This is a genomic window from Oceanibaculum sp., from assembly GCF_022449305.1.
GTDB lineage: Bacteria > Pseudomonadota > Alphaproteobacteria > Oceanibaculales > Oceanibaculaceae > Oceanibaculum > Oceanibaculum indicum.
This window is the reverse complement of the sequence record NZ_JAKUSO010000004.1, coordinates 129,880-156,011: the sequence shown is the minus strand read 5'-3', so window position 1 is coordinate 156,011 and position 26,132 is coordinate 129,880. Positions and strand designations below refer to the sequence as shown.

The window sequence follows — 26,132 nt, the reverse complement described above, 5'->3', positions numbered from 1 at the left end:
CGCTGACCAGCGTGCCGGACCCGTTCTCGAACGAATATCCGAGCTTTGGCGCGGCCAATAACGCGCGGCTGCGCGCCTTCCTCGATTCCTTCGGCTTCGAGTACGAGTTCCAGTCGGCGACCGACTGGTACAAATCCGGCCGGTTCGACCCGATGCTGCTGGCTATGCTGCGGCATTACGAGGAAATCCAGGCGGTCATGCTGCCGACGCTGGGCGAAGAGCGGCAGCAGACTTATTCCATCTTCCTGCCGATCTGCCAAAAGACCGGCCGCGTGCTGCAGGTGCCGGTAGTCGAGACCAAGCCGGACGACGGCACCATCGTCTATCGCGGCGAGGATGGCACGCTGGTGGAGACGCCGGTGACCGGCGGCAATGTGAAGCTGCAATGGAAGGCTGACTGGGCCGGCCGCTGGTTCGCGCTGGGCGTCGATTACGAGATGTACGGCAAGGATCTGATCCCGTCGGCGGAGCTGTCGGCGAAGATCGTCCGCATCCTGGCCGGCAAGGCGCCGGAAGGCTTCGCCTACGAGCTGTTCCTGGACGAGAAGGGGCAGAAGATTTCCAAGTCCAAGGGCAATGGCCTGTCAGTCGAGGAGTGGCTGACCTATGCCCCGCCGGAGAGCCTGGCGCTGTACATGTTCCAGTCGCCGCGCAAGGCCAAGCGCCTGTATTTCGACGTCATCCCGCGCGCCGTGGACGATTACCGCACCTTCGTCGGCAAATTCGCCGAGGAGGAGGAGGCGAAGAAGCTGGAGAACCCGGCCTGGCACATCCATGGCGGCAAGCCGCCGGCGCCGGACAGCACGGGCCTGACCTTCGGCATCCTGCTGAACCTCGCCAGCGCCTGCCATGCCGAGAGCAAGGAGGTGCTGTGGGGCTTCATCCGGTCCTATGCGCCGGGGGCAACGCCGGAGGGCGATCCGCAGCTCGACCGGCTGGTCGGCTATGCGCTGAACTACTACCGGGACTTCGTTGCCGCCAACAAGGCCTACCGTGCGCCGACCGAGGCGGAGCGCGGCGCCTTCGAAGCGCTGGCTGCCCAGCTGGAAGCCGCCCCCGCCGATGCCAGCGCGGAGGATATCCAGAATATCTTCTACGAGGTCGGCAAGACCATCATGGCCGACGACCTGCGCGGCTGGTTCAAGACCGTCTATGAGGTGCTGCTGGGCCAGGAACAGGGGCCGCGCATGGGCTCCTTCGTGCAGCTCTATGGCCGCGACAACATGGTGGCCCTGATCCGCAAGGCGCTGGACGGCAAGCTCGCCTGAGCCAGCGCAAGTGGCGAGCCGGAGCGGCGGGCGCAAGGCATTGTTCCCGCCGCCCCGCTGTCGTAGCTTAACGGCGTTTCTCCCGCACCGTCTCCGAACAGGACGATGACAGAGCAGACGACGCCAACCGCCGAGGCAACACCGGCCCCGCAAGCGCCCTACCGGGTGCTGGCGCGTAAATACCGGCCGCAGACCTTCGCCGAGATGATCGGCCAGGAGGCGCTGGTACGCACCCTGCGCAACGCCATCGCGTCGGGCCGGCTGGCGCATGCCTTCATGCTGACCGGCGTGCGCGGCGTCGGCAAGACGACCACGGCGCGCATCCTGGCCCGCGCGCTGAACTGCACTGGCCCGGACGGCACCGGCGGGCCGACCGTCAGCCCCTGCGGCGTGTGCGAGGCCTGCCGCGGCATTGCCGAGGACCGCCACCCCGACGTGCTGGAGATGGACGCCGCCAGCCGCACCGGCGTCAACGATATCCGCGAGCTGATCGAGGGCGTGCGCTACCGTCCGGTCTCGGCGCGCTACAAGATCTACATCATCGACGAAGTGCACATGCTCTCCACCGCCGCCTTCAACGCGCTGTTGAAGACGCTGGAGGAGCCGCCGCCCGACGTGAAGTTCATCTTCGCCACCACGGAAATCCGCAAGGTGCCGGTGACCGTGCTATCGCGCTGTCAGCGCTTCGACCTGCGCCGGGTCGATCTCGACGTGCTGTCCGGCCATTTTGCCGCCATCGCGCAGAAGGAAGGCATCGGCATCGAGGAGGGGGCGCTGCGCCTGGTGGCCCGTGCCGCCGACGGATCGGTGCGCGACGGGCTGTCGATCCTGGACCAGGCGATCGCGCTGGCCGGAAACGACGCCGAAAGCGCGACAGTCACCGAAGAGTCGGTGAAGGGCATGCTGGGCCTCGCCGACCGCGACCAAGCGCTCGACCTGTTCGACGCGGTGATGCGCGGCGACCCGACGGCAGCGCTGGAGCGGCTGGCCGGGCTGCATGGCGTCGGCGCCGACCCAGTGGTGATCGTGCAGGATTTGCTGGAGCTGACGCATTTCCTGACCCGGCTGAAGGTCGCCCCCGCGGCGGTCGCGGCCAGCGGCCTGTCTGACGCCGAGCTGGCGCGCGGCAGGGATATCTCCTCGCGGCTGGGCGTGGCCGCGCTGGCCCGTGCCTGGCAGGGGCTGCTGAAGGGGCTGCAGGAAGTACAGACCGCGCCGCAGCCGCTGCAGGCCGCCGAGATGGTGCTGATCCGCCTCGCCCACATGGCGGAGCTGCCGCCGCCGGCCGAGCTGATCCGGCAGGCAAAGGAGGGCGGCGGGAGTGTTGCCCCGGCGGGTGCCCCGATGCCCGCGCCACATTCGCCACCCTCTGGATCAGCATCGCGGCCTTCGGCAGCGCCACAAGCCGCCCCGCCCGCCGATGCGGTTGGGACCAGCGCGGGCGGCACCGACGACATGCCGCCCTGGGTAACTGGTGAAAGTGGTGGCGGGCCGCAGGCGATGCGCCAGCCCGCGCCGCAGCCAGCGGTTCAGGTGGAACCGGCCCTGCCCGACCCGCGCAGCTTTGCCGAGGTGGTGGCGCTGTTCCGCGACAATCGCGAGGTGCTGCTGCAGAGCGAGCTGGAAATGAAGGTGCACCTTGTACATTTCGAGCCCGGCCGCATCGAGTTCCATCCCGGCCCCGGCACACGGCCGGACCTCGCCAGCCAGATCGGGCGCTATCTGGGCGAATGGACCGGGCGGCGCTGGCTCGTCTCGGTCTCGCGCGAACCAGGCCAGCCGACGATTGCCGAACAGCGCCACGCGGCGGAGAACGAACAGCGCGACCGCGCCAGCCGCCACCCGCTGGTGCTGGCCGTGCAGGACCATTTCCCCGGTGCCGCCATCGCCGATGTGCGGGCGCTGCAGCCGGCCGAGACGCCGGTTGCCGGGGTATCAGACACGCTCGACGGCACAATGGACGATGGCATCGCCGGCGAGGACCAGAGCGAAGAGGATTGATGCGATGAAGAACCTGGCAAGCATGATGAAGCAGGCGCAGCAGATGCAGGCCCGCATGACCGAGATGCAGGCCGAGCTGGAGCGCCACGAGATGACCGGCCAGTCCGGCGGCGGCATGGTGACCGTTACGCTGAACGGCAAGGGCGAGATGCGCGCGATCAAGATCGACCCGGCGCTGGCAACGCCCGAGGATGTCGAGGTGCTGGAAGATCTGATCGTCGCCGCCACCAACGACGCCAAGGCCAAGGTCGAGGCGCACATGGCCGAGCAGATGCAGAAGCTGACCGGCGGCATGAAACTGCCCGAAGGCATGAAGCTGCCGTTCTGAGGATGGCCGGCGCCGGCACTGCTCTTTTCCCCGGCGGCCTTCCAGTTCCCGCTTTTACGACGACCGTCACCCCCGGCCTTGTGCCGGGGGTCCAGGCTTCCGCTTGCTGGATGCCCGCTCGAGTAAACTGAACCCTGGATTCCCGGGACAAGCCCGGGAATGACGGCTGGAGGAAGCGAAAGCGAGGTTAGGTGGAGCTGGGTGAGGGGGAACTCCCTACCGCCTGAACTGCTTGCCCAGCGTCAGCCCCTGGCGCTGGTAGGAGGAGCCGATGCCCTGCCCGTACAGCTTGTCGGGGGCGGCCGCCAGCTTCTCGTAGATCAGCCGGCCAACGCGCTGCCCGTCCTCGATCAGGAAGGGCACGTCGTGCGAGCGTACCTCCAGCACGCCACGCGAGCCGATGCCGTCGCCGTCGCGCCCGCCGGCCGCACCATGGCCGAAGCCGGGATCGAAGAAGCCGGCATAATGCACGCGGAACTCACCGACCGAGGTATCGTAGGCCACCATCTCGGCGGCATGGTCGGGCGGCACCGCCACGCTTTCCTTGGACGCCAGGATGTAGAAATCGTCCGGGTCGAGCACCAGCCCGTCCTTGGCGGCGCGCAGCGGCTCCCAGAAGTCTTCAATGGCATAAGCACCGATATTGTCGAAATCGATGAGACCGGCATTGCGCCGGGCGCGATAGCCGATGACGCCGCCGGCAAAGCCGGGGGCCGCCGTCTCGCCCGACAGATCGACGCTGAACGGCACGCCGCCGCGCAGATCGTCGCGTTCCAGCGCCCGGTCGGTCAACTGCTGGGCCGCGTGCAGCGCGTGCAGCTCGGAGGCGCTGAGGCCGGGCTGGCCCTTGCGCAGGCGCAGCTGGTTCAGCCGCGTGCCCTGACGCACCAGCACCGAGAAGGTGCGCGGCGCGATCTCCGCATAAAGCGGCCCGTCATAGCCGGCGGGGATCGCCTCGAACGCCTCGCCGCCATCGGTGATGACGCGGGTGAAGATGTCGAGCCGCCCGGCGGAGCTTTTCGGATTGGCGAGCCCGGCGATGCCGGCGCGTAGCCGCAGCCGTTCCATCAGCGGCACGATATAGACGCAGCCACGCTCCAGCACCGCGCCGCGCGACAGATCGATCTCGTGCATGCCGAACTGCTCGATCTTCTGCCGCACCGCCACACCCTGCCCCGGCAGGAAGCTGGCGCGCACGCGGTAGGCGATGGCCCCCAGCCGCAGGTCGAGGCTGGCCGGCTGCACCTGATCCTCCCCAATCGGCACATCGGCCAGGATATCGCCCTGCTCGATCAGATAGCGCAGCATCTGGGAGGGCAGGATGCCGGTGCCGCGCACCGGCTGGGCCGGAGCACCTGAGGCGGAGGCGGTCTGCGGGGCGCTGTCGGCCATGGGCGGTCGCGGTCCTTCGTTCGCGGCTAATGCAGCCGTCATACCGTCGCAATGGTTTCCGTGGCAAGATGTCAGCACGCGCCGATTAGTGCTTTGCCGCACGGCTCACATTGACTCCGGCGGGCGTTGCGCTTATACACCGGCGCTCGATTTTCAGAAATTCTCGACGTTGGCCAACGGAGAAAACCCGTGAAGCGTACTTTTCAGCCCAGCAAGATCGTTCGTGCCCGCCGGCACGGTTTCCGCGCCCGCATGGCGACTGTCGGCGGCCGCAAGGTGATCGCCAACCGCCGGTCGCGCGGCCGCAAGCGCCTGTCGGCCTAAGACCATTTCCTATCACGCTGCCGCCCCAGTCGAACGGACGGCGGCAGCGATGGCCGAGGTGGCGATGGCCGAGCCCCAGCGGACCAGTCCCGAGCGGGCCGAACCACAGCGGAAAGACGGGTCTTCGCTCGCCCGCCTGAAGCGCCGTGCCGACTTCCTGCGCGTCGCCGGGGTGCGCCGCAAATGGGTCACGCCCGGCGTGATGCTGCAGGTCGCCAACGCCAAGCCGGACGCCCAGCAGCCCGGACCTGACGTTACGACGATCCAGATCGGCTTCACCGCCAGCCGCAAGGTCGGCAACGCCGTGGTGCGCAACCGGGCCAGACGCCGCCTGAAAGCCGTTGTGGACGAGGTCATGCCGCTCTACGCCAAGCCCGGTCTCGACTATGTGCTGATCGCGCGCCGCGACACCGCGACGCGCCCCTATGCGCTGCTGGTCGAGGATCTGAAGCTGGCCCTGGGCAAGACCGGTGCCCTCAGGGCCGATGCCCCGCGCACCGAAGGGGAGGCGTCATGAGTCCCCTCGTCCATATTCTGCGCCTGCCGATCCATCTCTATCGCTACGGTATCTCGCCCCTGCTGGGCGTGAATTGCCGTTTTGCGCCAAGCTGTTCGGAGTATGCGCTGGAAGCGCTGGCGACGCATGGCGCGGTGAAGGGCGGCTATCTTGCCGCACGCCGCATTCTGCGCTGCCATCCCTGGGGCGGATCGGGCTATGATCCCGTGCCCTCCGCCGGGGCAGCCGGACAGGACGGCAAGACGGCCACCAATTCCTGCACACATCCTTCCCACACGCGCGCCCATGGCGGGCATGAAACGGTTACGGGCTGATTTGCGATGACCGATCAGAAGAACCTCATCCTCGCCATTGGCGTCTCGCTGGCGATCCTGCTGGGCTTCCAGTACTTCTTCGAATTCCCGAAGATGCAGGAGCAGCAGCAGGCGCAGACGAGCGAGCAGATCGCCCAGCAGGCGCGTGAGCTGGATGCCTCGCGCCCCAGCCCGGCGGCGCCCGGCGCCGATGTGACGGCGGGGACGGTGACCGCGGCCAACCAGCCGCAGACCCGCGAGCAGGTGATCGCCGACAGTCCGCGCATCCGCATCGATTCGCCCCGGCTGCGCGGCAGCCTGTCGCTGACCGGCGGGCGGCTCGACGACATCACCCTGCGCGACTACCACGTCAACCCGGACAAGAGCAGCCCGAACATCACGCTGCTGACCCCGCGCGGCCTGCCGCAGCCCTATTATGCCGAACTGGGCTGGGTCGCCGGTGCCGGCAGCAGCGGCATCGCCGTGCCCGGCCCGGACACGGTCTGGCAGGCCGACCGCGACGTGCTGTCGCCCGGCCAGCCGGTGACGCTGACCTGGGACAATGGCCAGGGGCTGCGCTTCGAGAAGCGCGTGGCGCTGGACAGCGACTACATGTTCACGGTCACCCAGCGCGTGACGAACGAAAGCGGCCAGTCTGTGAACCTGCACAGTTATGCGCTGGCATCACGCGGCGGCACGCCGCAGACCTCCGGCTTCTTCATCCTGCATGAAGGCCTGCTGGGCGTGTTCGACGGCACGCTGAAGGAAGTCGATTACGACGACATCCAGGAAGACAAGCAGGTCGAGATGCCCTCGACCGGCGGCTGGATCGGCATCACCGACAAATACTGGCTGGTGGCCCTGGTCCCCGACCAGCAGGAGCAGGTGAAGGCGCGCTTCCTGCACACCACGCGCAACAATGACGACCGCTACCAGGTAGATTATCTGGATGCCGGCCGCGAGGTCGCCGCCGGCGCCACGCTGGAAAGCGTGAACCGGTTGTTCGTCGGCGCGAAGGAAGTGCGCACCCTCGACCGCTACGAGGAACAGTACGGCATCGCCAATTTCGACCTCGCCATCGATTTCGGCTGGTTCTACTTCCTGACCAAGCCGATCTTCTACGCCATCGACTGGCTGTACCATTTCCTGGGCAATTTCGGCCTCGCCATCCTGGCGCTGACCGTCTTCATCAAGCTGCTGTTCTTCCCGCTCGCCAACAAGTCCTACAAGGCGATGAGCAAGCTGAAGGAGCTGCAGCCCAAGATGATGGAGCTGCGCGAGCGGATCGGCGATGACCGCCAGCGCCTGAACCAGGAAATGATGACGCTGTACAAGAAGGAGAAGGTCAATCCGGCCGCCGGCTGCCTGCCGATCCTGGTCCAGATTCCGGTGTTCTTCGCGCTCTACAAGGTGCTGTTCGTCACCATCGAGATGCGCCATGCCCCGTTCTATGGCTGGATCAAGGACCTGTCGGCGCCCGACCCGACGACGATCTTCAACCTGTTCGGCCTGATCCCGTGGGACCCGCCGCAGATGCTGATGATCGGCGTGTGGCCCATCATCATGGGCATCAGCATGTTCCTGCAGCAGAAGCTGAACCCGCAGCCGGCCGACCCGATCCAGGCCAAGATATTCATGTTCCTGCCGATCGTGTTCACCGTCATGCTGGCCAGCTTCCCGGCCGGCCTGGTGATCTACTGGGCGTGGAACAACACGCTGTCCATGGCGCAGCAGTACGTCATCATGCGCCGCATGGGCGTGAAGATCGGCGGCGGCAAGGACAAGACCGCCACGCCGCACGCCGCAAAGCCCAAGGCCGAGGACAAGAAGCCGGCCGACTCCGCTGGCAAGACCAAGCCGGCCAAGAAGAAGTCCTGACGGCGGGATGGACAGCACCCTGCAGGACGACGCCGAACGGAAAGCCGCGCTTGAGGCCGGCCGCCTGCTGTTCGCGCAGGAATGCGGCTTCGTGGCGGCGACGACGACGCTGGACCGGCTGCCGCCCGACAGCCTGCCGGAGATCGCCTTCGCCGGCCGCTCCAATGTCGGCAAGTCCAGCCTGATCAACGCGCTGACCGGCCGCAAGACGCTGGCCCGCACCTCCAACACGCCGGGCCGTACCCAGCAGCTGAACTTCTTCGATCTCGGCCACCGGCTGCTGCTGGTCGATCTGCCGGGCCACGGCTTCGCCAAGGTCTCCAAGACCCAGGTGCGGGACTGGACGAGGCTGGTGAAGGATTACCTGCGCGGCCGGGTCTCGCTGCGCCGGGTCTGCCTGCTGGTCGATGCGCGGCACGGGCTGAAGGATAATGACCGCGAGGTGATGGCCCTGATGGACCAGGCCGCCGTGGTCTATCAGGTGGTGCTGACCAAGACCGACAAGACCAAGCCGGCCGAGCTGCAGGCCACGCTGGACAAGCTGGCCGCCGAACTGTCGAAGCGGGTGGCGGCCTATCCCGTGCTGTTCCCGACCAGCGCGGTCAACGGAGAGGGTATTCCCGAACTGCGCGCGGAACTGGCCACGCTCGCCTTGCAGCCGTAACCGAGCGCTGGTAGCCATTTACCGAAGCGAAAACGCCACCAGAGGGATCGCAGCGCCATGACCAGCAAGACTCCGTCCACCCCCAGCATCAGCCCGCGCGACTGGCTGTCCACGGCCAAGGTGTTGTCGGAGGCGCTACCCTATATGCGCCGCTATGCCGGCCGCACCGTGGTCGTGAAGTATGGCGGCCATGCCATGGGCGACGAGCGGCTTGCCGCGCTGTTCGCCGCCGACATGGTGCTGCTGAAGCAGGTCGGCATCCACCCGGTGGTGGTGCATGGCGGCGGTCCGCAGATCGGCGAGATGCTGAAGAAGCTGCAGATCCAGAGCGAGTTCATCGACGGGCTGCGCGTCACCGACAAGGCCACCGTCGAGGTGGTGGAGATGGTGCTGGCCGGCGCCATCAACAAGCAGATCGTCAGCGCCATCCAGGCTGCCGGCGGCCAGGCCGTGGGCCTGTGCGGCAAGGACGGCAACCTCATCCAGGCGCGCAAGCTGGAGCACCGGCAGAAGACCGATTCCAACATCGAGAAGGTGCTGGATCTGGGCTTCGTCGGCGAGCCGATGAAGGTGAATACCGAGGTGCTGCGCGTCTTCAACGACACCAAGTTCATCCCGGTCATCGCCCCGGTCGGCATCGGCGAGGACGGCCAGACCTACAACATCAATGCCGACACCGCGGCCGGCGCCATCGCCGGCGCGCTGAACGCCAGCCGCCTGCTGATGCTGACCGATGTGTCCGGCGTGCTGGACAAGGACAAGAAGCTGATCGATGAGCTGACGCTGGCCGATGTGGACCGGCTGATCCGCGAGGGCACCATTTCCGGCGGCATGATCCCGAAGGTGGAAACCTGCGTGCAGGCGGTGGAAGGCGGGGTGGATGCCGCCGTCATCCTGGACGGGCGCGGCGAGCATGCGGTGCTGCTGGAAATCTTCACCGAACACGGGGCGGGCACCCTGATCCGCAAGGGATGAGGGACCGCATAGGGGCCGCTGGTTTTCCGGGAGTAAAAGGAGACTGGCAGCGACCCGAAGCGAAACTCGTTACGGCTGCTTCCTTCCGGACCTGACCGGGTTGGCGAGGACTCCGTCCGCGCCAGCCTCCCGGCCCCTATATCGCGCATGGGCGGCCCGGATGCAAGGGTGGCTGTAGCCAATACCGAGTTTGCGCTATGCTCGTTCGTACAAGAATGACCTGGCCCCAGAGCACCCCGGGAAACCCCATGCAGCGAATGAACTATTACGCCTATGGCGGGCTGGACCGCGCCGCCGCCCTGCGCCAGCGCGAGGAATGGCTGGAACACACGCTGATGGAGCCGGAGACGCGGCTGGTGCCGGTCTGGCGCAGCCGCAATCTGGTGGCCGAGGGCGACGAGCCGAAGCCGGTGCTGCTGGAGCCGGAGGCCGCGCGCGACCTGATGGATGGCAAGCGGCACACCGCCCTGCTGGGCGTGCGCGACGGCGTCACCTATGTGGCGCTCGACGTTTCCGACCTGGATGAGGAGGAGGCGCAACGCCGCATCGCCAGGGCGGGACCGAACGCCAATTTCGTCGATCTGCGCGCCGTCGGTCCGCTGATGGTGCGCGAGGAAGGCTCGCTGCTGGCCTATGCGCGCGGCCTGATGTACTGGCATCTGCGCCACCGCTTCTGCGGGCTGTGCGGCCACCCGACCCTCGCGAAGAAGGCCGGGCATGTGCTGAAATGCAGCAATCCCGATTGCGCTACCGAGCATTTCCCGCGCACCGACCCCGCCGTCATCATGCTGGTGGAGCAGGGTGACCGTGCGCTGCTCGGCCGCTCCCCGCGTTTCACCGAGGGCATGTATTCGACGCTGGCCGGCTTCGTGGAGCCCGGCGAGAGCCTGGAGGAGGCCGTCGCCCGCGAGGTCGAGGAGGAGACCGGCGTGAAGGTCTCCGACGTGCGCTATCACTCCTCCCAGCCCTGGCCGTTCCCCTCCTCGATAATGTTGGGCTTCTATGCCACGGCGGAGAGTACGGAGATCACCATCGATACCGAGGAGCTGGCCGACGCGCGCTGGTTCACCCGCACCGAGATGAAGGCGTTCGACGGGGTGAGCCGGCGCCTGCCGCGCACGGATTCCATCGCCCGCCGGCTGATCGACGACTGGCTGGCCGAAAAGGCGTAGGCGTCAACGCGGCGGATTCAGATGTTCTGTCAATACCGACCTACCCTAAATCGTCACCCTCGGGCTTGACCCGAGGGTCCAGGGGCGGCGCCTTGCCTGGGACGCCATGCCCTGCGTCCCTGGATTGCCGGGTCAAGCCCAGCAATGACAAGGAGTAATTAGTCTAGCGCCCGTTCTGCTTGGCGATCTGGCGGTAGGGGTTGGCCGGGTAGGTGCCGAGGATCTTCACCGCCCCTTTGGGACAGAAGAATTTCAGCTCCTCCAGCGCGTGCTGCATCGACTGGCTTTCCGGGTGCCCCTCGGCATCGACATAGAATTGGGCCGCCTCGAACGAGCCGCCGACCATGTAGCTTTCCAGCTTGGTCAGGTTCACGCCGTTGGTGGCGAAGCCGCCCAGCGCCTTGTACAGCGCCGCCGGCACGCTGCGCACGGCGAACACGATGGTGGTGACCACCGGCTGGTCGTCCAGCGGCGGCACGATGCCCTGCCGCGCCATGATGAGGAAGCGCGTGGTATTGTGCGCGGCATCCTCGACATTGGCGCGCAGCACCTTCAGCCCGTAGATCTCGGCGGCCAGCGGCGAGGCCAGGGCGGCGATCTCCGGATCGTTCAGCTCCGCGATCTCGGCGGCAGCACCCGCCGTGTCGGGATGGACGACGGGCTTCAGCTTCAGCTCGCGGATCAGCTTGCGGCACTGCGCCAGCGCCATGGCATGGCTGCGCACCTGGCTCAGGCCCTCGATGCTGGCATCCTTCGCGGCCAGCAGCGTCAGCTCGACGCGCTGGAAATGCTCGCCAATGATGTGCAGGCCGGATTCCGGCAGCAGATGGTGGATGTCGGCGACCCGGCCGGCGACGGAATTCTCCACCGGCACCATGGCCAGCTCCGCGGCACCGCTGGAGACTGCCTCCAGCATGTCCTCAAAGCTGGCGCAGGGCATCACTTCCATATCCGGACGGGCCGCGCGGCAGGCCATGTGCGAGAAGGCGCCGGGCAGGCCCTGGAAGGCGATGATGTTCTTCGGATCGGTCATGAGAGGCCCCTGGAGATGCCCCCGATTTAGCGGCCAGAGGCAAGGAGGTGCCGGGCCCGGTCGAGGTCGGCGGGAGTATCGACGCCGAGCGGAACCGTGTCAACGCGCGCCACCTCGATGCGCATGCCGGCCTCCAGCGCGCGCAGCTGCTCCAGCTTCTCGCGCAGCTCCAGCGGGCTCGGTGGCAATGAGACGAAGCGGCGCAGCGCGTCCCGGCGATAGGCGTAGAGGCCGATATGGTGGAACAGCTCGCCCTCGCCCCAGGGCGCCGTGGCGCGAGTGAAATAGAGCGCGCGGCCGATGGCACCCGTCTCACGCCAGGCCACCACCGGCTTCACCACCTGGCTGGCGGTGCGCTCCTCCTCGATCCTGATCGGCGCGGCCAGCGTGCCGATATCGACCGCCGGATCGGCCAGCAGATCGAAGGCCTTTGCGACAATGGCCGGGTCCAGCGTCGGTAGGTCGCCCTGCACATTCACCACCGCATCGTAGGCGCCATCCGGGTCGATGCGTTCCAGCGCCTGCCAGATGCGGTCAGAACCCGAGGGCAAATCCGGGTCGGTCAGCACCGCCTGGCCGCCCGCCGCTTCCACCGCCGCCACGATCTCCGGCTCGGCGGCCGCGACCCAGACCGGGCCAATGCCGGCCTCCATCGCGCGGCGCCAGACTTGCACGATCATCGGCGCGCCGCCGATATCGGCCAGCGGCTTGCCGGGCAGCCGGGTCGAGGCCATGCGCGCCGGGATGATGACCACGGGCCGGGTGGCAGCGGGGGAAACGGGGGCGTGAGCCATGATTCCGAACAGCTTTCTGTAACGAACGACGGACGATGCGCGACAGAATGCCGCACCGAAATCGCCGGTGCGAGGACGCTTTTGCGTCGCGCCGGCGGCGAAAGACGATATATCGGTGCCTTCAGGGACAGCACGACGCCGGATTTCCCTCGGATTACCCGGCGTCGCGCCTTTCCTTTGGACACGCGCGCCGGGAATCACTAATCTCCCGCGCTCTGGAAAAGCAATACGGGACGTGACGAGGTCTCTCCATGTCGACATTTGAACTGAACAAGGTTGCTGCCGGTGTCCTCATTGGCGCCCTGCTGTTCATGGTGACCGGTTTCCTGGGGCACATGCTGGTGGCGCCCAAGCCGCTGCAGGAAAATGCCTACAAGGTCGAGGTCGCCGAGGAAGCCACCGCCACGGCCGCCGCACCGCAGGAATTCCAGTGGCCGGAGCCGATCGCGCCGTTGCTGGCCTCCGCCGACGCCTCGGCTGGCGAGGGTCTGGTGAAGCGCTGCACCGCCTGCCACACCTTCGAGAAGGGCGGCCCGAACCGCGTTGGCCCGAACCTGTATGACATCGTGAATGCCGACAAGGCGCATCTCGGCGACTTCGCCTATTCCGACGCGATGGCCTCGGCCGAGGGCGAGTGGGGCTACGAGAATCTCAGCCGCTTCATCTTCAATCCGAAGGAATATATCCCGGGCACGAAGATGAATTTCGCCGGGCTGAAGAAGGATACGGACCGCGCCAACCTGATCGCCTATCTGCGGACCCTGTCCGACAATCCGGCTCCGCTGCCGTAAGCAGCTCTCCGTGACCGACACCTGCCCAGACTCGCTCGTCCGCTTCGCCGGCCATCTGGCCGACGCGGCGGGCGAGGTCGCGCAACGCTACTTCCGCAGTGGCGTGCAGGCCGAGGACAAGGCTGACGAAAGCCCGGTCACCATCGCCGACCGCACCGCCGAGGCGGCGATGCGCGCCCTGATCGAGAAGGAATTTCCCGACCACGGCATCATCGGCGAGGAACATGGCAGCGTGCGCCGCGACGCCGAATGGGTCTGGGTCCTGGACCCGATCGACGGCACCAAGGCCTTCCTTACCGGCAAGCCGCTGTTCGGAACGCTGATCGGCCTACTGCACAAGGGCGAGCCGGTGCTGGGCGTCATCAACCAGCCGATCATCAATGACCGCTGGATCGGCGGCGCCGGCCATCCTACCACGCTGAACGGCATTCCGGCCCGTACCCGCCCCGCCGAGAAGGGCCTGGGCGGTGCTGTACTGCAGACCACCTCCCCCGACATGTTCAAGGACGGCAAGTTCGCCGCCTTCGAGCGCGTCGGCAAGGCCTGCAAATTCATCCACTGGGGCGGCGACTGTTATGGGTTCGGCCTGCTGGCCAGCGGCTTCATCGACATCGCCATCGAATCCTCGCTGCAGCTCTATGACTGGGTGGCGCTGGCCCCCATCATCGAACAGGCCGGCGGCAGCCTAACCGACTGGCAGGGCAAGAAGCTGGAAATCCGCGACGGCAGCTTCGATGTGGTGGCCTGTGGCGACCGCCGGATGCTGCCTGCCGTCCTCGACCTGCTGAACGCCTGAAGTTGTACGGCTGAGCCGGCGCGCTGCCGGCGCCTCCAATAGCGCCTGGCGGCTTTTTTTGCGCGAAGTAAGTACGCGCCTCTCCTTTATCCCGCGCGATCTGCCATTATATCGCCGTTAAGCACGGTTACCCGGATACCCATTCCGGCCCCGAATTTTCGGCCCGCCTTCGGAGAGGAGACACGAAAAGCCCATGCGACAGACGCTCGCCCGCTTCCTGCTCCTGCTGCTGTCCTTTCTGGCGCTGCCCGCCCTGACGGTACCGGCCACGGCGCAGGAGGTGACGACCAGCCACGCGCTGATCCTGCATGGCACGCCGAAATACCCGGCGGACTTCAAACATTTCGAGTATGTGAACCCGGACGCGCCGAAGGGCGGCGAGGTCATTCAGGCCGCCATCGGCACCTTCGACAGCCTGAACCCCTTCATCCTGCGCGGCGTCTCGGCGGCGGCGCTCGGGCTGACCTTCGACACGCTGCTGCAGAGCAGCTCGGACGAGGCCTTCACCGAATATGGCCTGCTGGCGGAAAGCATCGAGCTGCCGGCCGACCGCAAATGGGTCGCCTTCACGCTGCGGCCGGAAGCCCGCTTCCACGACGGCAAGCCGGTCACGGCAGAGGATGTGGTGTGGAGCTTCGAGACGCTGAAGGCCAAGGGCGCCCCCTTCTACCGGGCCTATTACGCCGATGTGCTGAAGGCCGAGGCGCTGGGCGAGCGCAAGGTGCGGTTCAGCTTCGGCGACACGGTGAATATGGAGCTGCCGCTGATCATCGGGCAGATGCCGGTGCTGCCGAAGCACTACTTCGCCGATAAGGAGTTCGACCGCACCTCGCTGGAGCCGATCACCGGCAGCGGCCCCTACAAGGTGGCCAGCTTCGAGCCCGGCCGCACCATCACCTATGAGCGGGTGGCGGACTACTGGGCCAAGGATCTGCCGATCATGCGCGGCCGCTACAATTACGACCGCATCCGCTACGACTATTACCGCGACGCCACCGTCGCCATCGAGGCCTTCAAGGCTGGCGCCTACGATTTCCGGCTGGAGAACAGCGCCAAGGAATGGGCGACCGCCTATGATTTCCCGGCCCAGCGCCAAGGGCTGGCGGTACAGCGCGAAATCCCCCACGAGCTGCCGACCGGCATGCAGGGCTTCGCGATGAACACCCGCCGCCCGATCTTCAGCGACCCGCGCGTGCGCCTGGCAATGAATTACGCCTTCGACTTCGAATGGTCGAACAAGGCGCTGTTCTACGGCGCCTACACCAGGACCGAGAGCTATTTCTCCAATTCGGAGCTGGCCTCGCGCGGCCTGCCGGAAGGGGAGGAGCTGAAGATCCTGGAACAGTTCCGCGGCAAGATTCCAGACGAGGTCTTCACCACCGAATACAAGAACCCCACCACCGACGGGTCGGGCAACAACCGCGCCAATCTGCGCAAGGCGCTGGAGCTGCTGCAATCCGCCGGCTGGCAGGTGAAGGGTGGCAAGCTGGTGAATGCGGCGGGCGAGCCCTTCGCCTTCGAAATCCTGCTCTCCAGCCCGACCTTCGAGCGGATTGCCCTGCCCTATGCGAAGAATCTGGAGCGGCTGGGCATCGAGGCCAGCGTGCGCACGGTGGACACTGCGCAGTACCAGAACCGCATCGATGGCTTCGATTTCGACATGACCGTCGATGTCTGGGGCCAATCGCTGTCGCCCGGTAACGAGCAGCGCGATTTCTGGGGCTCCAGCCGCCGCGACGAGCAAGGCAGCCGAAACACCGCCGGCATCGCCGATCCGGTGATCGACCAGCTGATCGACATGGTGATCCAGGCGCCGGACCGCGACAGCCTGATCGCCCGCACCCGCGCGCTGGACCGGGTGCTGCTGTGGGGCCATTACGTGGTGCCGCACTGGCATATCCGCGCCTTCCGCACTGTCTATTGGGACAAGTTCGCACAGCCCGACATCACGCCGAAATACGCGCTGGGCTTCAGCGACACCTGGTGGATCGACCCGGCCAAGGCGGAGAAGGTGAACGCCTTCCGCCGCCGGTCCAGCAACTGACCGGAAACCGGTAGCGCCCCGTGCTGGCCTATATCGTCCGCCGCCTGCTGCTGATCGTCCCGACCCTGTTCGGGATCATGGTGCTGAACTTCGTCATCGTGCAGGCCGCCCCCGGCGGGCCGGTCGAACGCATGATCGCGGAGATCCGGGGCACGGCGGTGGATGCCACGGCGCGCATCACCGGCGGTGGCGGCGAGCAGGCACCTGGCGGCGGCACCGAGTCGCGGTCCTCCAGCCGCAGCGGCGACGAGTCCGCCAGCCAGTATCGCGGCGCGCGCGGCCTGCCGCCCGAACTCATCAAGGATCTGGAGCGCCAGTTCGGCTTCGACAAACCGCCGCTGGAACGCTTCACGCTGATGATCGGCAATTATCTCGCCTTCGATTTCGGCGAGAGCTTCTTCCGCAACCAGCGCGTCGTCGATCTGGTGCTGGACAAGATGCCGGTGTCAATCTCTCTCGGGCTGTGGACGACGCTGCTGGTCTATCTGATCTCCATCCCGCTCGGCGTGCGAAAGGCGGTGCGCGACGGCAGCGCCTTCGATGTCTGGACCTCCGCCGTGGTCATTGTCGGCTACGCCATCCCCGGCTTCCTGTTCGCCATTCTGCTGGTGGTACTGTTCGCCGGCGGCAGCTTCCTCGACTGGTTCCCCTTGCGCGGCCTGACCAGCGCCAACTGGGAGCAGCTGTCCTGGCCGGCCCGCATCGTCGATTATTTCTGGCATCTGGTGCTGCCGATCACCGCCATGGTCATTGGCGGCTTCGCCGGCCTGACCATGCTGACCAAGAACTCCTTCCTGGAGGAAATCAACAAGCAATACGTCATGACCGCGCGGGCCAAGGGACTGACCGAGAACCGCGTGCTGTACGGCCATGTGTTCCGCAACGCCATGCTGATCGTGGTCGCCGGCTTTCCCAGCGCCTTCATCGGCATCCTGTTCACCGGCGCGCTGCTGATCGAGGTGATCTTCTCGCTGGACGGGCTGGGGCTGCTGGGCTTCGAGGCGGCGATCAACCGCGACTATCCGATCATGTTCGGCACGCTGTATTTCTTCACCCTGCTGGGGCTGCTGCTGAACCTGGTGGGCGACCTGATGTATGTCGCCATCGACCCGCGCATCGATTTCGAGAGCCGGGAGGTCTAGGGCGATGACCGATACCCCCAGCACTCCTGGCAGCACTCCTGGCAGCGCCCCTGGCGGCACCGGCTTCGCGCCCGTCATCGCCACCCCCCAGGACCGTTTCCTGGGGCTGCGCATCACCCCGCTGACGCGGCGGCGGCTGCAGAATTTCCGGGCCAACCGGCGCGGTTTCTGGTCCTTGTGGATCTTCCTCTTCCTGTTCTTCGTCAGCCTGTTCGCCGAGTTCATCGCCAACGACCGGCCGATCCTGGTCTATTACGATGGCGGTCTGTATGCGCCGGTGGTGAAGGCCTACCCGGAAACCACCTTTGGCGGCTTCTTCCCGACCGAGGCGGACTACACCGACCCCGAAGTGATGGCGCTGATCGAGGAGAAGGGCTGGGCGATCTGGCCGCTGATCCCCTACAGCTATGACACGGTCGCGACCGACCTGCCCGGCCCCGCGCCCTCGCCGCCGGACGCCAGGCACTGGCTCGGCACCGACGATCAGGCGCGCGACGTGGCGGCCCGGCTGATCTATGGCTTCCGCCTTTCCGTGCTGTTCGGCCTGACCCTGACCCTGTTCAGCTCGCTGATCGGTATTGCCGCCGGCGCGGTGCAGGGCTTCTTCGGCGGCTGGCTGGACCTGATCTTCCAGCGCTTCATCGAAATCTGGTCGGGCCTGCCGGTACTCTATCTGCTGATCATCCTGGCCAGCGTGGTGGAGCCGAACTTCTGGTGGCTACTGATCCTGATGCTGGCCTTTTCCTGGATGGCGCTGGTCGGCGTAGTGCGCGCCGAATTCCTGCGCGCGCGCAATTTCGACTATATCCGCGCCGCCCGCGCACTGGGTGTATCGAACGCCGTCATCATGATCCGCCACATGCTGCCCAACGCCATGGTGGCCACACTGACCTTCATGCCCTTCATCCTGAACGGCTCGATCACCACGCTGACCTCGCTGGACTTCCTGGGCTTCGGCCTGCCGCCGGGATCGGCCTCGCTGGGCGAGCTGCTGGCACAGGGCAAGGCGAATTTGCAGGCGCCCTGGCTCGGCATCACCGGCTTCATGGTGCTGGCGGTGATGCTGAGCCTGCTGATCTTCGTCGGCGAGGCGGTGCGCGATGCCTTCGACCCGCGGAAGACCCTGCGATGACGGGAGCGATGACCGAGAAACCCTTGCTCCAAGTACATAACCTGTCGGTCGATTTCGCCGTGCAGGGCCGCCGGGTGCAGGCGGTGAAGCACATTTCCTTCGAGATCGGCCAGGGCGAGACGGTGGCGCTGGTCGGCGAATCCGGCTCCGGCAAGTCGGTCTCCGCCCTGTCGATCCTGCAGCTGCTGCCCTATCCGGTGGCGCAGCATCCCGGCGGCAGCATCCGCTTCGACGGGGTAGAGCTGCTGGGCCAGGACCAGGCGGCGCTGCGCCGGGTGCGCGGCAACGACATTTCGATCATCTTCCAGGAGCCGATGACCTCGCTCAATCCGCTGCACACGGTGGAAAAGCAGATCGGCGAAATCCTGTTCGTGCATCGCGGCCTGACGCGCGACGCCGCCCGGCTGCGCACGCTGGAGCTGCTGCGCCAGGTCGGCCTCGACCGCGCGGAGGAGCGGCTGGCCAGCTACCCGCACCAGCTGTCCGGCGGGCAGCGCCAGCGCGTAATGATCGCCATGGCGCTGGCGAACGAGCCGAAGCTCCTGATCGCCGACGAGCCGACGACTGCGCTGGATGTCACCATCCAGGCCCAGATTCTGGCGCTGCTGAAGAAGCTGCAGCGCGAGACCGGCATGTCGATGCTGTTTATCACCCATGACCTTGACGTGGTGCGCAAGATCGCCGACCGGGTCTATGTGATGACGCAAGGCGAGGTGGTCGAGGAAGGGCCGGTCGCCAGCGTGTTCGACGATCCACAACACGCCTACACAAGGAAGCTGATGGGTGCCGTGCCGAAGGGCGCGCCGCCGCCGGTGCCCGACGGCGCGCCGCTGGTGCTGGAAGGGCGGGATATCCGCGTCTGGTTCCCGGTGAAGCGCGGGCTGCTGCGCCGGACCGTCGGCCATGTGAAGGCGGTGGACGGCGTCGATCTCGATATCCGGGAAGGCGAGACGCTGGGGCTGGTCGGCGAATCCGGCTCCGGCAAGACCACGCTGGGGCTGGCGCTGCTGCGGCTGGAGCGCAGCCAGGGCGCCATCCGCTTCAAGGGGCAGGATATCGCCGGACAGGGCAATGCCGGGATGCGCCCGCTGCGGCGGGAGATGCAGATCGTCTTCCAGGACCCGTTCTCCGCACTCAGCCCGCGCCTGTCGGTCGCCGAGATCGTCGGCGAGGGGTTGTCGGTGCACCGGCTGGCCGATAACGCGGCCGAGCGCGAACGCATGATCTGCCAGGCGCTGGAGGAAGTTGGCCTCGACCCGGCCTGGCGGCACCGCTATCCGCACGAATTTTCCGGTGGGCAGCGCCAGCGCATTGCCATCGCGCGCGCTATGGTGCTGAAGCCGCGCCTGGTGGTGCTGGACGAGCCGACCAGCGCGCTGGACATGAGCGTGCAGGGCCAGATCGTCGATCTGCTGCGCGGGCTGCAGGAACGCCACCGGCTGGCCTATCTGTTCATCAGCCATGATCTGCGGGTGATGCGCGCCATGGCGCACCGGGTCATCGTGCTGCGCAACGGCAAGGCAGTGGAAACCGGGCCGGCCGAAGCAATTTTCGAGACACCGCGCGAAGCCTATACGAAAGCGCTGCTGAAAGCCGCCTTCGATCTGGAAGCGGTAGAGGGGGACGTGTTAAAGACCTGAACAACTTCTTACGGATCAGGGGCATTGGATCATGGCGCTGTTGTTCAAGTCGAATTCGGATTCCGCGGCACGCTGGGAAAAGGAGCTGCGGGCCCATATCCCCGATCTCGACTTCAGGGTCTGGCCGGATTACGGCGATCCCGCCGATATCGACTTCGCGCTGGTCTGGGGCATGCCCGCCGGCGAGTTCCACAAATTCCCGAATCTGCGCTGCATCGCCTCGCTGGGCGCCGGTGTCGATCACATCTTCCGCGATCCCGACCTGCCGGAGGGAGTGGCGATCACCCGCCTGGTCGATCCCTGGATGGCGCAGGCGATGAGCGAGTATGTGCTGCTGCAGGTGCTGCGCTTCCACCGCCAGGGCGACATCTATGCCCGCCAGCAGGCGGAGAAGAAGTGGGACACGCTGCCCTTCCCGGATACCGCCAAGCGCCGCGTCGGCATTCTGGGCCTCGGCTCGCTGGGCGAGGATGCGGCGAAGAAGATCGCCGCGCTGGGCTTCCCGACCGCCGGCTGGAGCCGCACGCCGAAGCAGATCCAGGGTGTGGAATGCCATAGCGGCCAGGACGGGCTGGAGCCGTTCCTGAAGCGCACCGACATTCTGTGCTGCCTGCTGCCGCTGACGCCGCAGACCGAGAACATCATCGATGCGAAGCTGCTGGCGACCCTGCCGGCAGGCGCCTTCATCGTGAATTCCGCGCGCGGCAAGCATGTGGTGGATGAGGACCTGATCGCCGCCCTCGATTCCGGCCATATCGCCGGGGCGGCGCTGGATGTGTTCCGCGAGGAGCCGCTGCCTTCCAGCCACCCCTACTGGACGCACCCGAAGGTGCTGGTCACGCCGCACGCGGCGGCGCTGACCAACCCGCGCACCGGCGCCAAGCAGGTTGCCGACAATATCCTGCGCACCCGAGCCGGCCAGCCGCCGGCCTATGTAGTGGACCGCAGCGCCGGCTACTGATCCTCTTCTTCCTCCCGTGCCGCCGCCGCCAGCGCACTCTGCCGCGCCAGGCGGCGGATGCGGATCGCGGCATTCAGCTCCGCGCCAAGGATCAGCGTCGCCGCCGACAGATAGAAGAACAGCAGGGTGATGACGATTCCGCCCAGGCTGCCATAGACCACGGCGAAACGCCCGAAGCTGGACAGGTACCAGGAAAAGCCGAACAGCAGGGCGAACCACAAGAGCCCCGCCAGCAACATGCCGGGCACCACATCGGCGAGGCGCTGCGGCACGTTCGGCAGGAACCGGTAGAGCAGCGTCACGCCGGTCAGCACCAGCAGGATGGCGACAACACCCTGCACCGTACCGACGGCGAACAGGCTGACATCGCGCAAATCCAGCCAGCTGGTCAGCGGCTCCCACAGCAGCGGCAGGAAGACCACGCCGCTCATGGTGAACAGGATGACCAGAGCCGCCGCGATCACGATGATCGCCCCCTGCAACCGCCGCAGCAGGAAGGAGCGCGGCGCCTCCACGTCATAGGCGCTGTTCAGCGCGTCACGCAGCGCCTCGACGCCCGATCCCGCCGTCCACAGTGTTGCCAGCATGGACAGTGTCAGGATGCCGCCCTTGTTGCCGCCCACCACCTCGGTAATCACCGGGCGCAGCGTATCGGCCACCTCGGATGGCAAATTGGCGAGGCTCAGCGAGACGAAATTCAACGCCTCGGCATTGTTGCCCAGCGCGCCGGCCACGGCGGTGAGGAAGATCAGGAAGGGAAACAGCGCGAACAGGCTGCTGAAGGAGATCGCGCTCGCGCGGACCATTCCGTCATGCTGCAGGAAGCGGCGCGCGGTATCGACCGGCAGGGCGGAGATAGACTGAAGGCGCCGGAACAGGGGACGGTCGCGCCAGGTTTTGGGCTGGGCGGACTGCTCTTTCACGCGCTAATGCGGCAGGCTCGCCGCTGCCTGGCCCAGGCCGGCCGCGGTGACGGGCGGCTCCATGCCGCCGCTGGCGGCCTGCTGGGCCGCCTCCATCACCTGCCCGGCAAAGTCCGACAGGAAGACCGAACCCTTCACCGTGCGCTGCACCAGCACGCTGCGGCGGTCGGTCTCGTCGGGCCGCCGCTTCAGCAGGCCAAGCTCGCCCAGCCGGTCCAGGGCGCGCGTCACCGCCGGCTTGGAGATGTTCAGGGTCTGGGCAAGGCCGCGCACCGTGTGCGGCGGCGGTGTCAGATAGACAGTCAGCAGGATGGCCATCTGGCGCGACGACAGGTCAGGCGCATCCGCCCGCACACTCTCCAGGAGAGCGCGGCGCCAGAGGTCGAGAGCCTGTGTCTGCGTGATCGTCATATCGGCGCGGAGACCGTCCTATCGTTACGATAACGTACCGAAGAATAGCCTCTCTTGGCCGAACCGCAAAATGAAATCTTGGCGATATACCCTATGCCGCGCCGTACCTGCCGGCCAGATAGGCGAAAACTGCCCGGATCGTCTGCGCTTCGCCGCCTTCCGGCCGGCCCGGCCGGTCGGACGGGTTCCAGGCATAGACGTCGAAATGCACCCAGGGGGTCGTCTCGGATACGAAATGCTGAAGGAACAGCGCTGCCGTGATCGAGCCGGCAAAGCCGCCGCTGCCGGTCGAGGACAGATCGGCGATCTTGTTCTTCAGCATGCGCTTGTAGGGTTGGTACAACGGCAGTCGCCAGAACGGATCGGCCTCCTCCTCCGACGCTTCCAGCAATCCTTTCGCCGTCGCCTCGTCATTGCAGTAGAAGGCCGGCAGGTCCGGTCCCAGCGCCACCCGGGCGGCGCCGGTCAGGGTGGCGAAGTCGATCAGCAGTTCGGGCTTCTCCGAATCCGCCTCGGCCAGGGCGTCGGCCAGGATCAGACGGCCTTCCGCATCGGTGTTGCCAACCTCGACACTGAGACCGTTGCGCATCCGGATTATATCCATTGGGTGGAAGGCGTTACCGGAGACCGCGTTCTCCACCGCCGGGATCAGCACGCGCAGCCGCACCTTCAGCCCGGCCGCCATGATCATGCGCGCCAGACCCAGCGCCTGCGCCGCACCGCCCATATCCTTCTTCATCATCAGCATGCCGCTGGACGGCTTCAGGTCCAGACCGCCGGTATCGAAGCAGACGCCCTTGCCGACCAGCGTGATCTTCGGATCGCCCTTGGCGCCCCAGCTGAAATCGATCAGCCTTGGTTCCTGCGCAGCGGCCCGCCCCACGGTGTGGATGGCCGGGTAATTATGCTTCAGCAGCGCCTCGCCGACCGTCACCTTCGCCTTGGCCTTGAAGCTGCCGGCGAGAGCGAGCGCCGCCTCGGCAAGCTGCTCCGGCCCCAGATCGCCCGCCGGCGTGTTCACCAGATCGCGCACTTCCGATATGGCGGCGGCCGCGCTCTCGACCCGCTTGCGGTCCGCACCCGCCGGCCAAACCAGCTCCGGCACCACGCGATCATTCTTGCGGTAGCGAGCGAAACGGTAGCAGCCCAGCGCCCAGCCGAGTGCCAGGCGGGTTGCCTCATCCGGCGCCAGATCGGCCTCCAGCCGGTAGCGCCCGGCGGGCAGGCTGGACGGCAGGCCCGCCAGCGACCAGACCGTCCAGGGCGCTTCGACGGCGATCACGACTTGCGCCGCACGGCCTTCTTGCCCATTTATGGCGTGCCCATCAATGGGGGGGAGGAAACCGACCTCGCCGGCTTCGCCCTTGAAGCCGGTTGCCGCCAGCCAGTCCTGCCACCCGGCGGGCTGCTTCTTGAGCCACGCCTTGTAGTCCTTGGTGAAGACCGGCAGCAGGATGCGGGTATCGGCATTGGCACGGTTGGCAAAACAGCTCGGCACGTCGGTTCTCCCGGCTTGAGAAAAATCGGCCGCAAGGATGGCGCGAACCGCGCCGCCTGCAAAGCGTTAACGATGCGGCGGCGCCATACCAGGCGCAGGGCCGTGCGGGATGAAGATTGCCTTGGCCGCCATATGACGGCACGGTTAGTGGAAAAGCCTGGCCGCAAGGCCGGGGAGCGAGAGGGGAGCAGAGGAATGAGCAACAGCACGGAGCTTGGCGGCGATATCACGCTCGTCATCGGCAACAAGAATTATTCCTCCTGGTCGCTGCGCGCCTGGCTGGCGCTGAAAATGACCGGTGAGGATTTCACCGAGGAGCTGATTCCCCTCGACCAGGCGAACAGCAAGGAACAGATCCTGCGCCATTCCCCCTCCGGCCAGGTGCCGGTGCTGAAGCGCGGCGATCTCGCCATCTGGGACAGCCTGGCGATCTGCGAATATCTGGCGGAAACCTATCCTGACGCGAAGCTGTGGCCGGCCGATCCGGCGGCCCGCGCCGTGGCGCGCGCTGTCTCGACGGAAATGCATTCCGGCTTCGCGGCGCTGCGGCGGAACATGCCGATGGATGCGCGCGAAACAATGCCGGACCGAGGCATGGCGCCGGGCGTGCGGGAGGATATCAACCGCATCAGCGCAATCTGGCGCGATTGCCGCCGTCGTTTCGGAAGCGATACCGGCTTCCTGTTCAGCCATTTCACGATTGCCGATGCGATGTACGCGCCGGTCGTGCTGCGTTTCAACACCTACCGGCCGGAAATCGGCGAGGATGCCCAGGCCTATTGCCAGACCATTCTGGACATGCCGGAGATGCAGGCCTGGATCGCAGCCGCGAAGAAAGAACCCTGGATGATCGAGCAGGAAGTCGCCTGACGGAGACTAAGACCGCTTACTGGGTGCGGGGGGCGGCTTCCGCATCCGCCGGCAGGCGGCCCGCCTCGCGGTAGAAGCGCTCCGCACCCGGATGCAAAGGCACCGGCACGCCCTCCAGCGCGCTTTCAAGCCGGATGAGTTTCCCGGCCGCATGGCCACGGTCCAGCGTCGCGCGCGAATTCTCGTGCCAGAGCGCGCGGGTGATCTGGTAGACGAGGTCCGCCTCGACCTCCGCCGAGACCAGCCACAGCGCGGCAACGGTCAGCGTCTCCGTGGCCGGCAGCCCCTCATAGGCCTCCGCCGGGATCGTGCCGGCCTTGAAGAACGGGTAGTCCTTCAGCACCTTCTCCACCGCCGGGCCGGCCAGCGGCACGAGGCGCACCGGAATCCGGCCCGCCAGCTCGGCAATCGCCGCGGCAGGGGCCCCGGCAATCAGGAACAGCGCATCGATCTCGCCCTCGACCAGCCGGTCAACCGAGGCACCCGGCTGCAGATAGACCGGTTTCACGCTCTTTTCGGTCAGCCCATGCGCCTTCAGCAGGATCAGGCTGTCCACCAGCGTGCCCGAGCCCTTCTCGCCCAGCGAGACGCGCTTGCCGCGCAGATCCTTGATCGTTTCGATACCGGAATCGGCACGCACCACCAGATGCACTGTCTCGTGATACAGGCTGGCGATGGCGCGCAGCTTCTCACCGCCCTTCTCGCCCTTGAAGATGCCGGTGCCGTTCAGCGCGGCATAGGCGATATCGGCCTGGCTGAGGCCGGATTCGACCTCGCCCTTGGCGATCTGCCGGACATTCTCCACCGAGCCGCCGGTCGTCTTGGCCAGCGCGATCAGGCCGGGCACGCCACAGCTGCCGCCCCGGTCGCATGGCCGCGCGCCTGGCGGGCTGCTGATCACATTGGCAATGGAGGTGCCGATCGGGAAATAGGAGCCGCCCGTCCAGCCAGTGGCGATGCGGAAGAACTTGGCCTCCTGCGCCCGCACGGAATCGCCGGCACCGAACAGGAAGGCGCTGGCCGCCAGTGTCACCAGACCGACGGCGAGCAGGCCGAGCAGTCCGAACCCGGTTAGCCGGAACACACGCGTCGAGACCCACCCGCGCGCGCTGCGGGGGCTGGCAATCGTCCGGTCGGTCTCTGGCATGCGGTCCATAACGGGGGTTCTCCGTATCCTCGCCCCGGTGAAATGCCTCAACTGGCACAGCACGGGCTGTGCCATTACATTTCCAATCCGTGACGAGGATATGGCGGGCTTCGATAAAAAAGGCTTAACAGAGAGACC

General features: G+C 66.5%; 25 protein-coding genes and 1 other RNA gene. 18 read left to right on the top strand and 8 right to left on the bottom strand.

Annotated elements, in window-relative coordinates; translation table 11 throughout:
• From MK313_RS03205 to MK313_RS03195, 3 genes are all read left to right on the top strand, one after another.
• Positions 1–1,268, top strand: a 1,268-nt coding sequence (locus tag MK313_RS03205) for a lysine--tRNA ligase (RefSeq protein WP_287780084.1), incomplete at its 5' end; no start/stop codon positions are given.
• A gap of 105 nt (positions 1,269–1,373) precedes the next feature.
• Complete coding sequence (locus MK313_RS03200; RefSeq protein ID WP_287780083.1) at positions 1,374–3,269, top strand: DNA polymerase III subunit gamma/tau; 1,896 nt, start codon at positions 1,374–1,376, stop codon at positions 3,267–3,269.
• Positions 3,270–3,273: 4 nt separating this feature from the next.
• Complete coding sequence (locus tag MK313_RS03195) at positions 3,274–3,597, top strand: YbaB/EbfC family nucleoid-associated protein (RefSeq protein WP_287780082.1); 324 nt, start codon at positions 3,274–3,276, stop codon at positions 3,595–3,597.
• A 216-nt stretch (positions 3,598–3,813) separates the two neighbouring features.
• Here the strand turns inward: MK313_RS03195 and MK313_RS03190 are convergent, their stop codons facing one another.
• A complete protein-coding gene (locus MK313_RS03190) occupies positions 3,814–4,989 on the bottom strand; it encodes a 2'-deoxycytidine 5'-triphosphate deaminase (RefSeq protein ID WP_287780081.1) in 1,176 nt (391 codons plus the stop codon).
• A 189-nt stretch (positions 4,990–5,178) separates the two neighbouring features.
• Between MK313_RS03190 and rpmH the strand changes: the two genes are divergently transcribed.
• From rpmH to argB, 6 genes are all read left to right on the top strand, one after another.
• The gene (rpmH, locus tag MK313_RS03185) at positions 5,179–5,313 is read left to right on the top strand and encodes a 50S ribosomal protein L34 (RefSeq protein WP_008943033.1); all 135 of its coding nucleotides are present in this window, start codon (positions 5,179–5,181) and stop codon (positions 5,311–5,313) included.
• Positions 5,314–5,377: 64 nt separating this feature from the next.
• Positions 5,378–5,830 (top strand): ribonuclease P protein component, encoded by a 453-nt coding sequence (gene rnpA / locus MK313_RS03180; protein WP_287780080.1) that lies wholly within the window; start codon positions 5,378–5,380, stop codon positions 5,828–5,830.
• Positions 5,827–6,144, top strand: coding sequence for a membrane protein insertion efficiency factor YidD (gene yidD / locus MK313_RS03175; RefSeq protein ID WP_287780079.1), 318 nt, complete (start codon positions 5,827–5,829; stop codon positions 6,142–6,144). Before rnpA ends, yidD begins: the two co-directional genes overlap by 4 nt.
• A 6-nt stretch (positions 6,145–6,150) precedes the next feature.
• Positions 6,151–8,001, top strand: coding sequence for a membrane protein insertase YidC (yidC, locus tag MK313_RS03170; protein ID WP_287780078.1), 1,851 nt, complete (start codon positions 6,151–6,153; stop codon positions 7,999–8,001).
• A 7-nt stretch (positions 8,002–8,008) separates the two neighbouring features.
• Positions 8,009–8,665: a ribosome biogenesis GTP-binding protein YihA/YsxC gene (gene yihA, locus MK313_RS03165; RefSeq protein WP_287780077.1), complete on the top strand. Its 657-nt coding sequence runs from the start codon at positions 8,009–8,011 to the stop codon at positions 8,663–8,665.
• A 57-nt stretch (positions 8,666–8,722) separates the two neighbouring features.
• On the top strand, positions 8,723–9,640 hold the full coding sequence (gene argB, locus MK313_RS03160; protein ID WP_121221535.1) for an acetylglutamate kinase: 918 nt from the start codon (positions 8,723–8,725) through the stop codon (positions 9,638–9,640).
• Between the two features lie 37 nt (positions 9,641–9,677).
• Here the strand turns inward: argB and ffs are convergent.
• An RNA gene (gene ffs, locus MK313_RS03155) (signal recognition particle sRNA small type) lies at positions 9,678–9,768 on the bottom strand.
• A 120-nt stretch (positions 9,769–9,888) separates the two neighbouring features.
• Between ffs and nudC the strand changes: the two genes are divergently transcribed.
• On the top strand, positions 9,889–10,812 hold the full coding sequence (gene nudC / locus MK313_RS03150) for an NAD(+) diphosphatase (RefSeq protein WP_287780076.1): 924 nt from the start codon (positions 9,889–9,891) through the stop codon (positions 10,810–10,812).
• A gap of 163 nt (positions 10,813–10,975) precedes the next feature.
• On the opposite strand, the gene MK313_RS03145 is transcribed toward nudC, so the two are convergent.
• Entirely contained in the window at positions 10,976–11,845 is an 870-nt protein-coding gene (locus MK313_RS03145) for a prephenate dehydratase (RefSeq protein WP_008943041.1), read from the bottom strand.
• Between the two features lie 26 nt (positions 11,846–11,871).
• The gene (locus MK313_RS03140; protein ID WP_287780075.1) at positions 11,872–12,639 is read right to left on the bottom strand and encodes a 3-deoxy-manno-octulosonate cytidylyltransferase; all 768 of its coding nucleotides are present in this window, start codon (positions 12,637–12,639) and stop codon (positions 11,872–11,874) included.
• Between the two features lie 251 nt (positions 12,640–12,890).
• Between MK313_RS03140 and MK313_RS03135 the strand changes: the two genes are divergently transcribed.
• The 7 genes from MK313_RS03135 to MK313_RS03105 all read left to right on the top strand — a co-directional run bounded on the left by MK313_RS03135 (position 12,891) and on the right by MK313_RS03105 (position 21,145).
• Complete coding sequence (locus MK313_RS03135; RefSeq protein ID WP_287780074.1) at positions 12,891–13,430, top strand: c-type cytochrome; 540 nt, start codon at positions 12,891–12,893, stop codon at positions 13,428–13,430.
• A 10-nt stretch (positions 13,431–13,440) separates the two neighbouring features.
• The gene (gene hisN / locus MK313_RS03130) at positions 13,441–14,226 is read left to right on the top strand and encodes a histidinol-phosphatase (RefSeq protein WP_287780073.1); all 786 of its coding nucleotides are present in this window, start codon (positions 13,441–13,443) and stop codon (positions 14,224–14,226) included.
• Positions 14,227–14,419: 193 nt separating this feature from the next.
• Positions 14,420–16,270: an extracellular solute-binding protein gene (locus MK313_RS03125; protein ID WP_287780072.1), complete on the top strand. Its 1,851-nt coding sequence runs from the start codon at positions 14,420–14,422 to the stop codon at positions 16,268–16,270.
• Positions 16,271–16,290: 20 nt separating this feature from the next.
• Positions 16,291–17,412, top strand: coding sequence for a microcin C ABC transporter permease YejB (locus MK313_RS03120; protein WP_008943046.1), 1,122 nt, complete (start codon positions 16,291–16,293; stop codon positions 17,410–17,412).
• A 4-nt stretch (positions 17,413–17,416) separates the two neighbouring features.
• Positions 17,417–18,544, top strand: coding sequence for an ABC transporter permease (locus MK313_RS03115; protein ID WP_008943047.1), 1,128 nt, complete (start codon positions 17,417–17,419; stop codon positions 18,542–18,544).
• A gap of 8 nt (positions 18,545–18,552) precedes the next feature.
• Positions 18,553–20,184, top strand: coding sequence for an ABC transporter ATP-binding protein (locus MK313_RS03110; RefSeq protein ID WP_287780071.1), 1,632 nt, complete (start codon positions 18,553–18,555; stop codon positions 20,182–20,184).
• 31 nt (positions 20,185–20,215) lie between these two features.
• Positions 20,216–21,145, top strand: coding sequence for a 2-hydroxyacid dehydrogenase (locus tag MK313_RS03105; protein WP_121221513.1), 930 nt, complete (start codon positions 20,216–20,218; stop codon positions 21,143–21,145).
• Here MK313_RS03105 and MK313_RS03100 read toward each other — a convergent pair.
• The 3 genes from MK313_RS03100 to MK313_RS03090 all read right to left on the bottom strand — a co-directional run bounded on the left by MK313_RS03100 (position 21,139) and on the right by MK313_RS03090 (position 23,977).
• A complete protein-coding gene (locus MK313_RS03100; protein WP_287780070.1) occupies positions 21,139–22,068 on the bottom strand; it encodes a YihY/virulence factor BrkB family protein in 930 nt (309 codons plus the stop codon). The genes MK313_RS03105 and MK313_RS03100 overlap by 7 nt on opposite strands.
• Before the next feature lie 3 nt (positions 22,069–22,071).
• Positions 22,072–22,479 (bottom strand): MarR family transcriptional regulator, encoded by a 408-nt coding sequence (locus MK313_RS03095; protein WP_008943051.1) that lies wholly within the window; start codon positions 22,477–22,479, stop codon positions 22,072–22,074.
• 91 nt (positions 22,480–22,570) lie between these two features.
• Complete coding sequence (locus tag MK313_RS03090) at positions 22,571–23,977, bottom strand: leucyl aminopeptidase family protein (RefSeq protein WP_287780069.1); 1,407 nt, start codon at positions 23,975–23,977, stop codon at positions 22,571–22,573.
• 195 nt (positions 23,978–24,172) lie between these two features.
• Between MK313_RS03090 and MK313_RS03085 the strand changes: the two genes are divergently transcribed.
• Complete coding sequence (locus MK313_RS03085) at positions 24,173–24,847, top strand: glutathione S-transferase family protein (RefSeq protein ID WP_121221507.1); 675 nt, start codon at positions 24,173–24,175, stop codon at positions 24,845–24,847.
• 16 nt (positions 24,848–24,863) lie between these two features.
• Here MK313_RS03085 and MK313_RS03080 read toward each other — a convergent pair whose 3' ends face one another.
• Complete coding sequence (locus tag MK313_RS03080; protein ID WP_287780068.1) at positions 24,864–26,003, bottom strand: TAXI family TRAP transporter solute-binding subunit; 1,140 nt, start codon at positions 26,001–26,003, stop codon at positions 24,864–24,866.
• Positions 26,004–26,132: the final 129 nt, after the last annotated feature.

Coding starts and splice junctions, on each gene's coding strand:
- MK313_RS03200 (WP_287780083.1), top strand. CDS start 1,374: ATGACAGAGCAGACGACGCCAACCGCCGAGGCAACACCGGCCCCGCAA.
- MK313_RS03195 (WP_287780082.1), top strand. CDS start 3,274: ATGAAGAACCTGGCAAGCATGATGAAGCAGGCGCAGCAGATGCAGGCC.
- MK313_RS03190 (WP_287780081.1), bottom strand. CDS start 4,989: ATGGCCGACAGCGCCCCGCAGACCGCCTCCGCCTCAGGTGCTCCGGCC.
- rnpA (WP_287780080.1), top strand. CDS start 5,378: ATGGCCGAGCCCCAGCGGACCAGTCCCGAGCGGGCCGAACCACAGCGG.
- yidD (WP_287780079.1), top strand. CDS start 5,827: ATGAGTCCCCTCGTCCATATTCTGCGCCTGCCGATCCATCTCTATCGC.
- yidC (WP_287780078.1), top strand. CDS start 6,151: ATGACCGATCAGAAGAACCTCATCCTCGCCATTGGCGTCTCGCTGGCG.
- yihA (WP_287780077.1), top strand. CDS start 8,009: ATGGACAGCACCCTGCAGGACGACGCCGAACGGAAAGCCGCGCTTGAG.
- argB (WP_121221535.1), top strand. CDS start 8,723: ATGACCAGCAAGACTCCGTCCACCCCCAGCATCAGCCCGCGCGACTGG.
- nudC (WP_287780076.1), top strand. CDS start 9,889: ATGCAGCGAATGAACTATTACGCCTATGGCGGGCTGGACCGCGCCGCC.
- MK313_RS03145 (WP_008943041.1), bottom strand. CDS start 11,845: ATGACCGATCCGAAGAACATCATCGCCTTCCAGGGCCTGCCCGGCGCC.
- MK313_RS03140 (WP_287780075.1), bottom strand. CDS start 12,639: ATGGCTCACGCCCCCGTTTCCCCCGCTGCCACCCGGCCCGTGGTCATC.
- MK313_RS03135 (WP_287780074.1), top strand. CDS start 12,891: ATGTCGACATTTGAACTGAACAAGGTTGCTGCCGGTGTCCTCATTGGC.
- MK313_RS03125 (WP_287780072.1), top strand. CDS start 14,420: ATGCGACAGACGCTCGCCCGCTTCCTGCTCCTGCTGCTGTCCTTTCTG.
- MK313_RS03115 (WP_008943047.1), top strand. CDS start 17,417: ATGACCGATACCCCCAGCACTCCTGGCAGCACTCCTGGCAGCGCCCCT.
- MK313_RS03110 (WP_287780071.1), top strand. CDS start 18,553: ATGACCGAGAAACCCTTGCTCCAAGTACATAACCTGTCGGTCGATTTC.
- MK313_RS03105 (WP_121221513.1), top strand. CDS start 20,216: ATGGCGCTGTTGTTCAAGTCGAATTCGGATTCCGCGGCACGCTGGGAA.
- MK313_RS03095 (WP_008943051.1), bottom strand. CDS start 22,479: ATGACGATCACGCAGACACAGGCTCTCGACCTCTGGCGCCGCGCTCTC.
- MK313_RS03085 (WP_121221507.1), top strand. CDS start 24,173: ATGAGCAACAGCACGGAGCTTGGCGGCGATATCACGCTCGTCATCGGC.
- MK313_RS03080 (WP_287780068.1), bottom strand. CDS start 26,003: ATGGACCGCATGCCAGAGACCGACCGGACGATTGCCAGCCCCCGCAGC.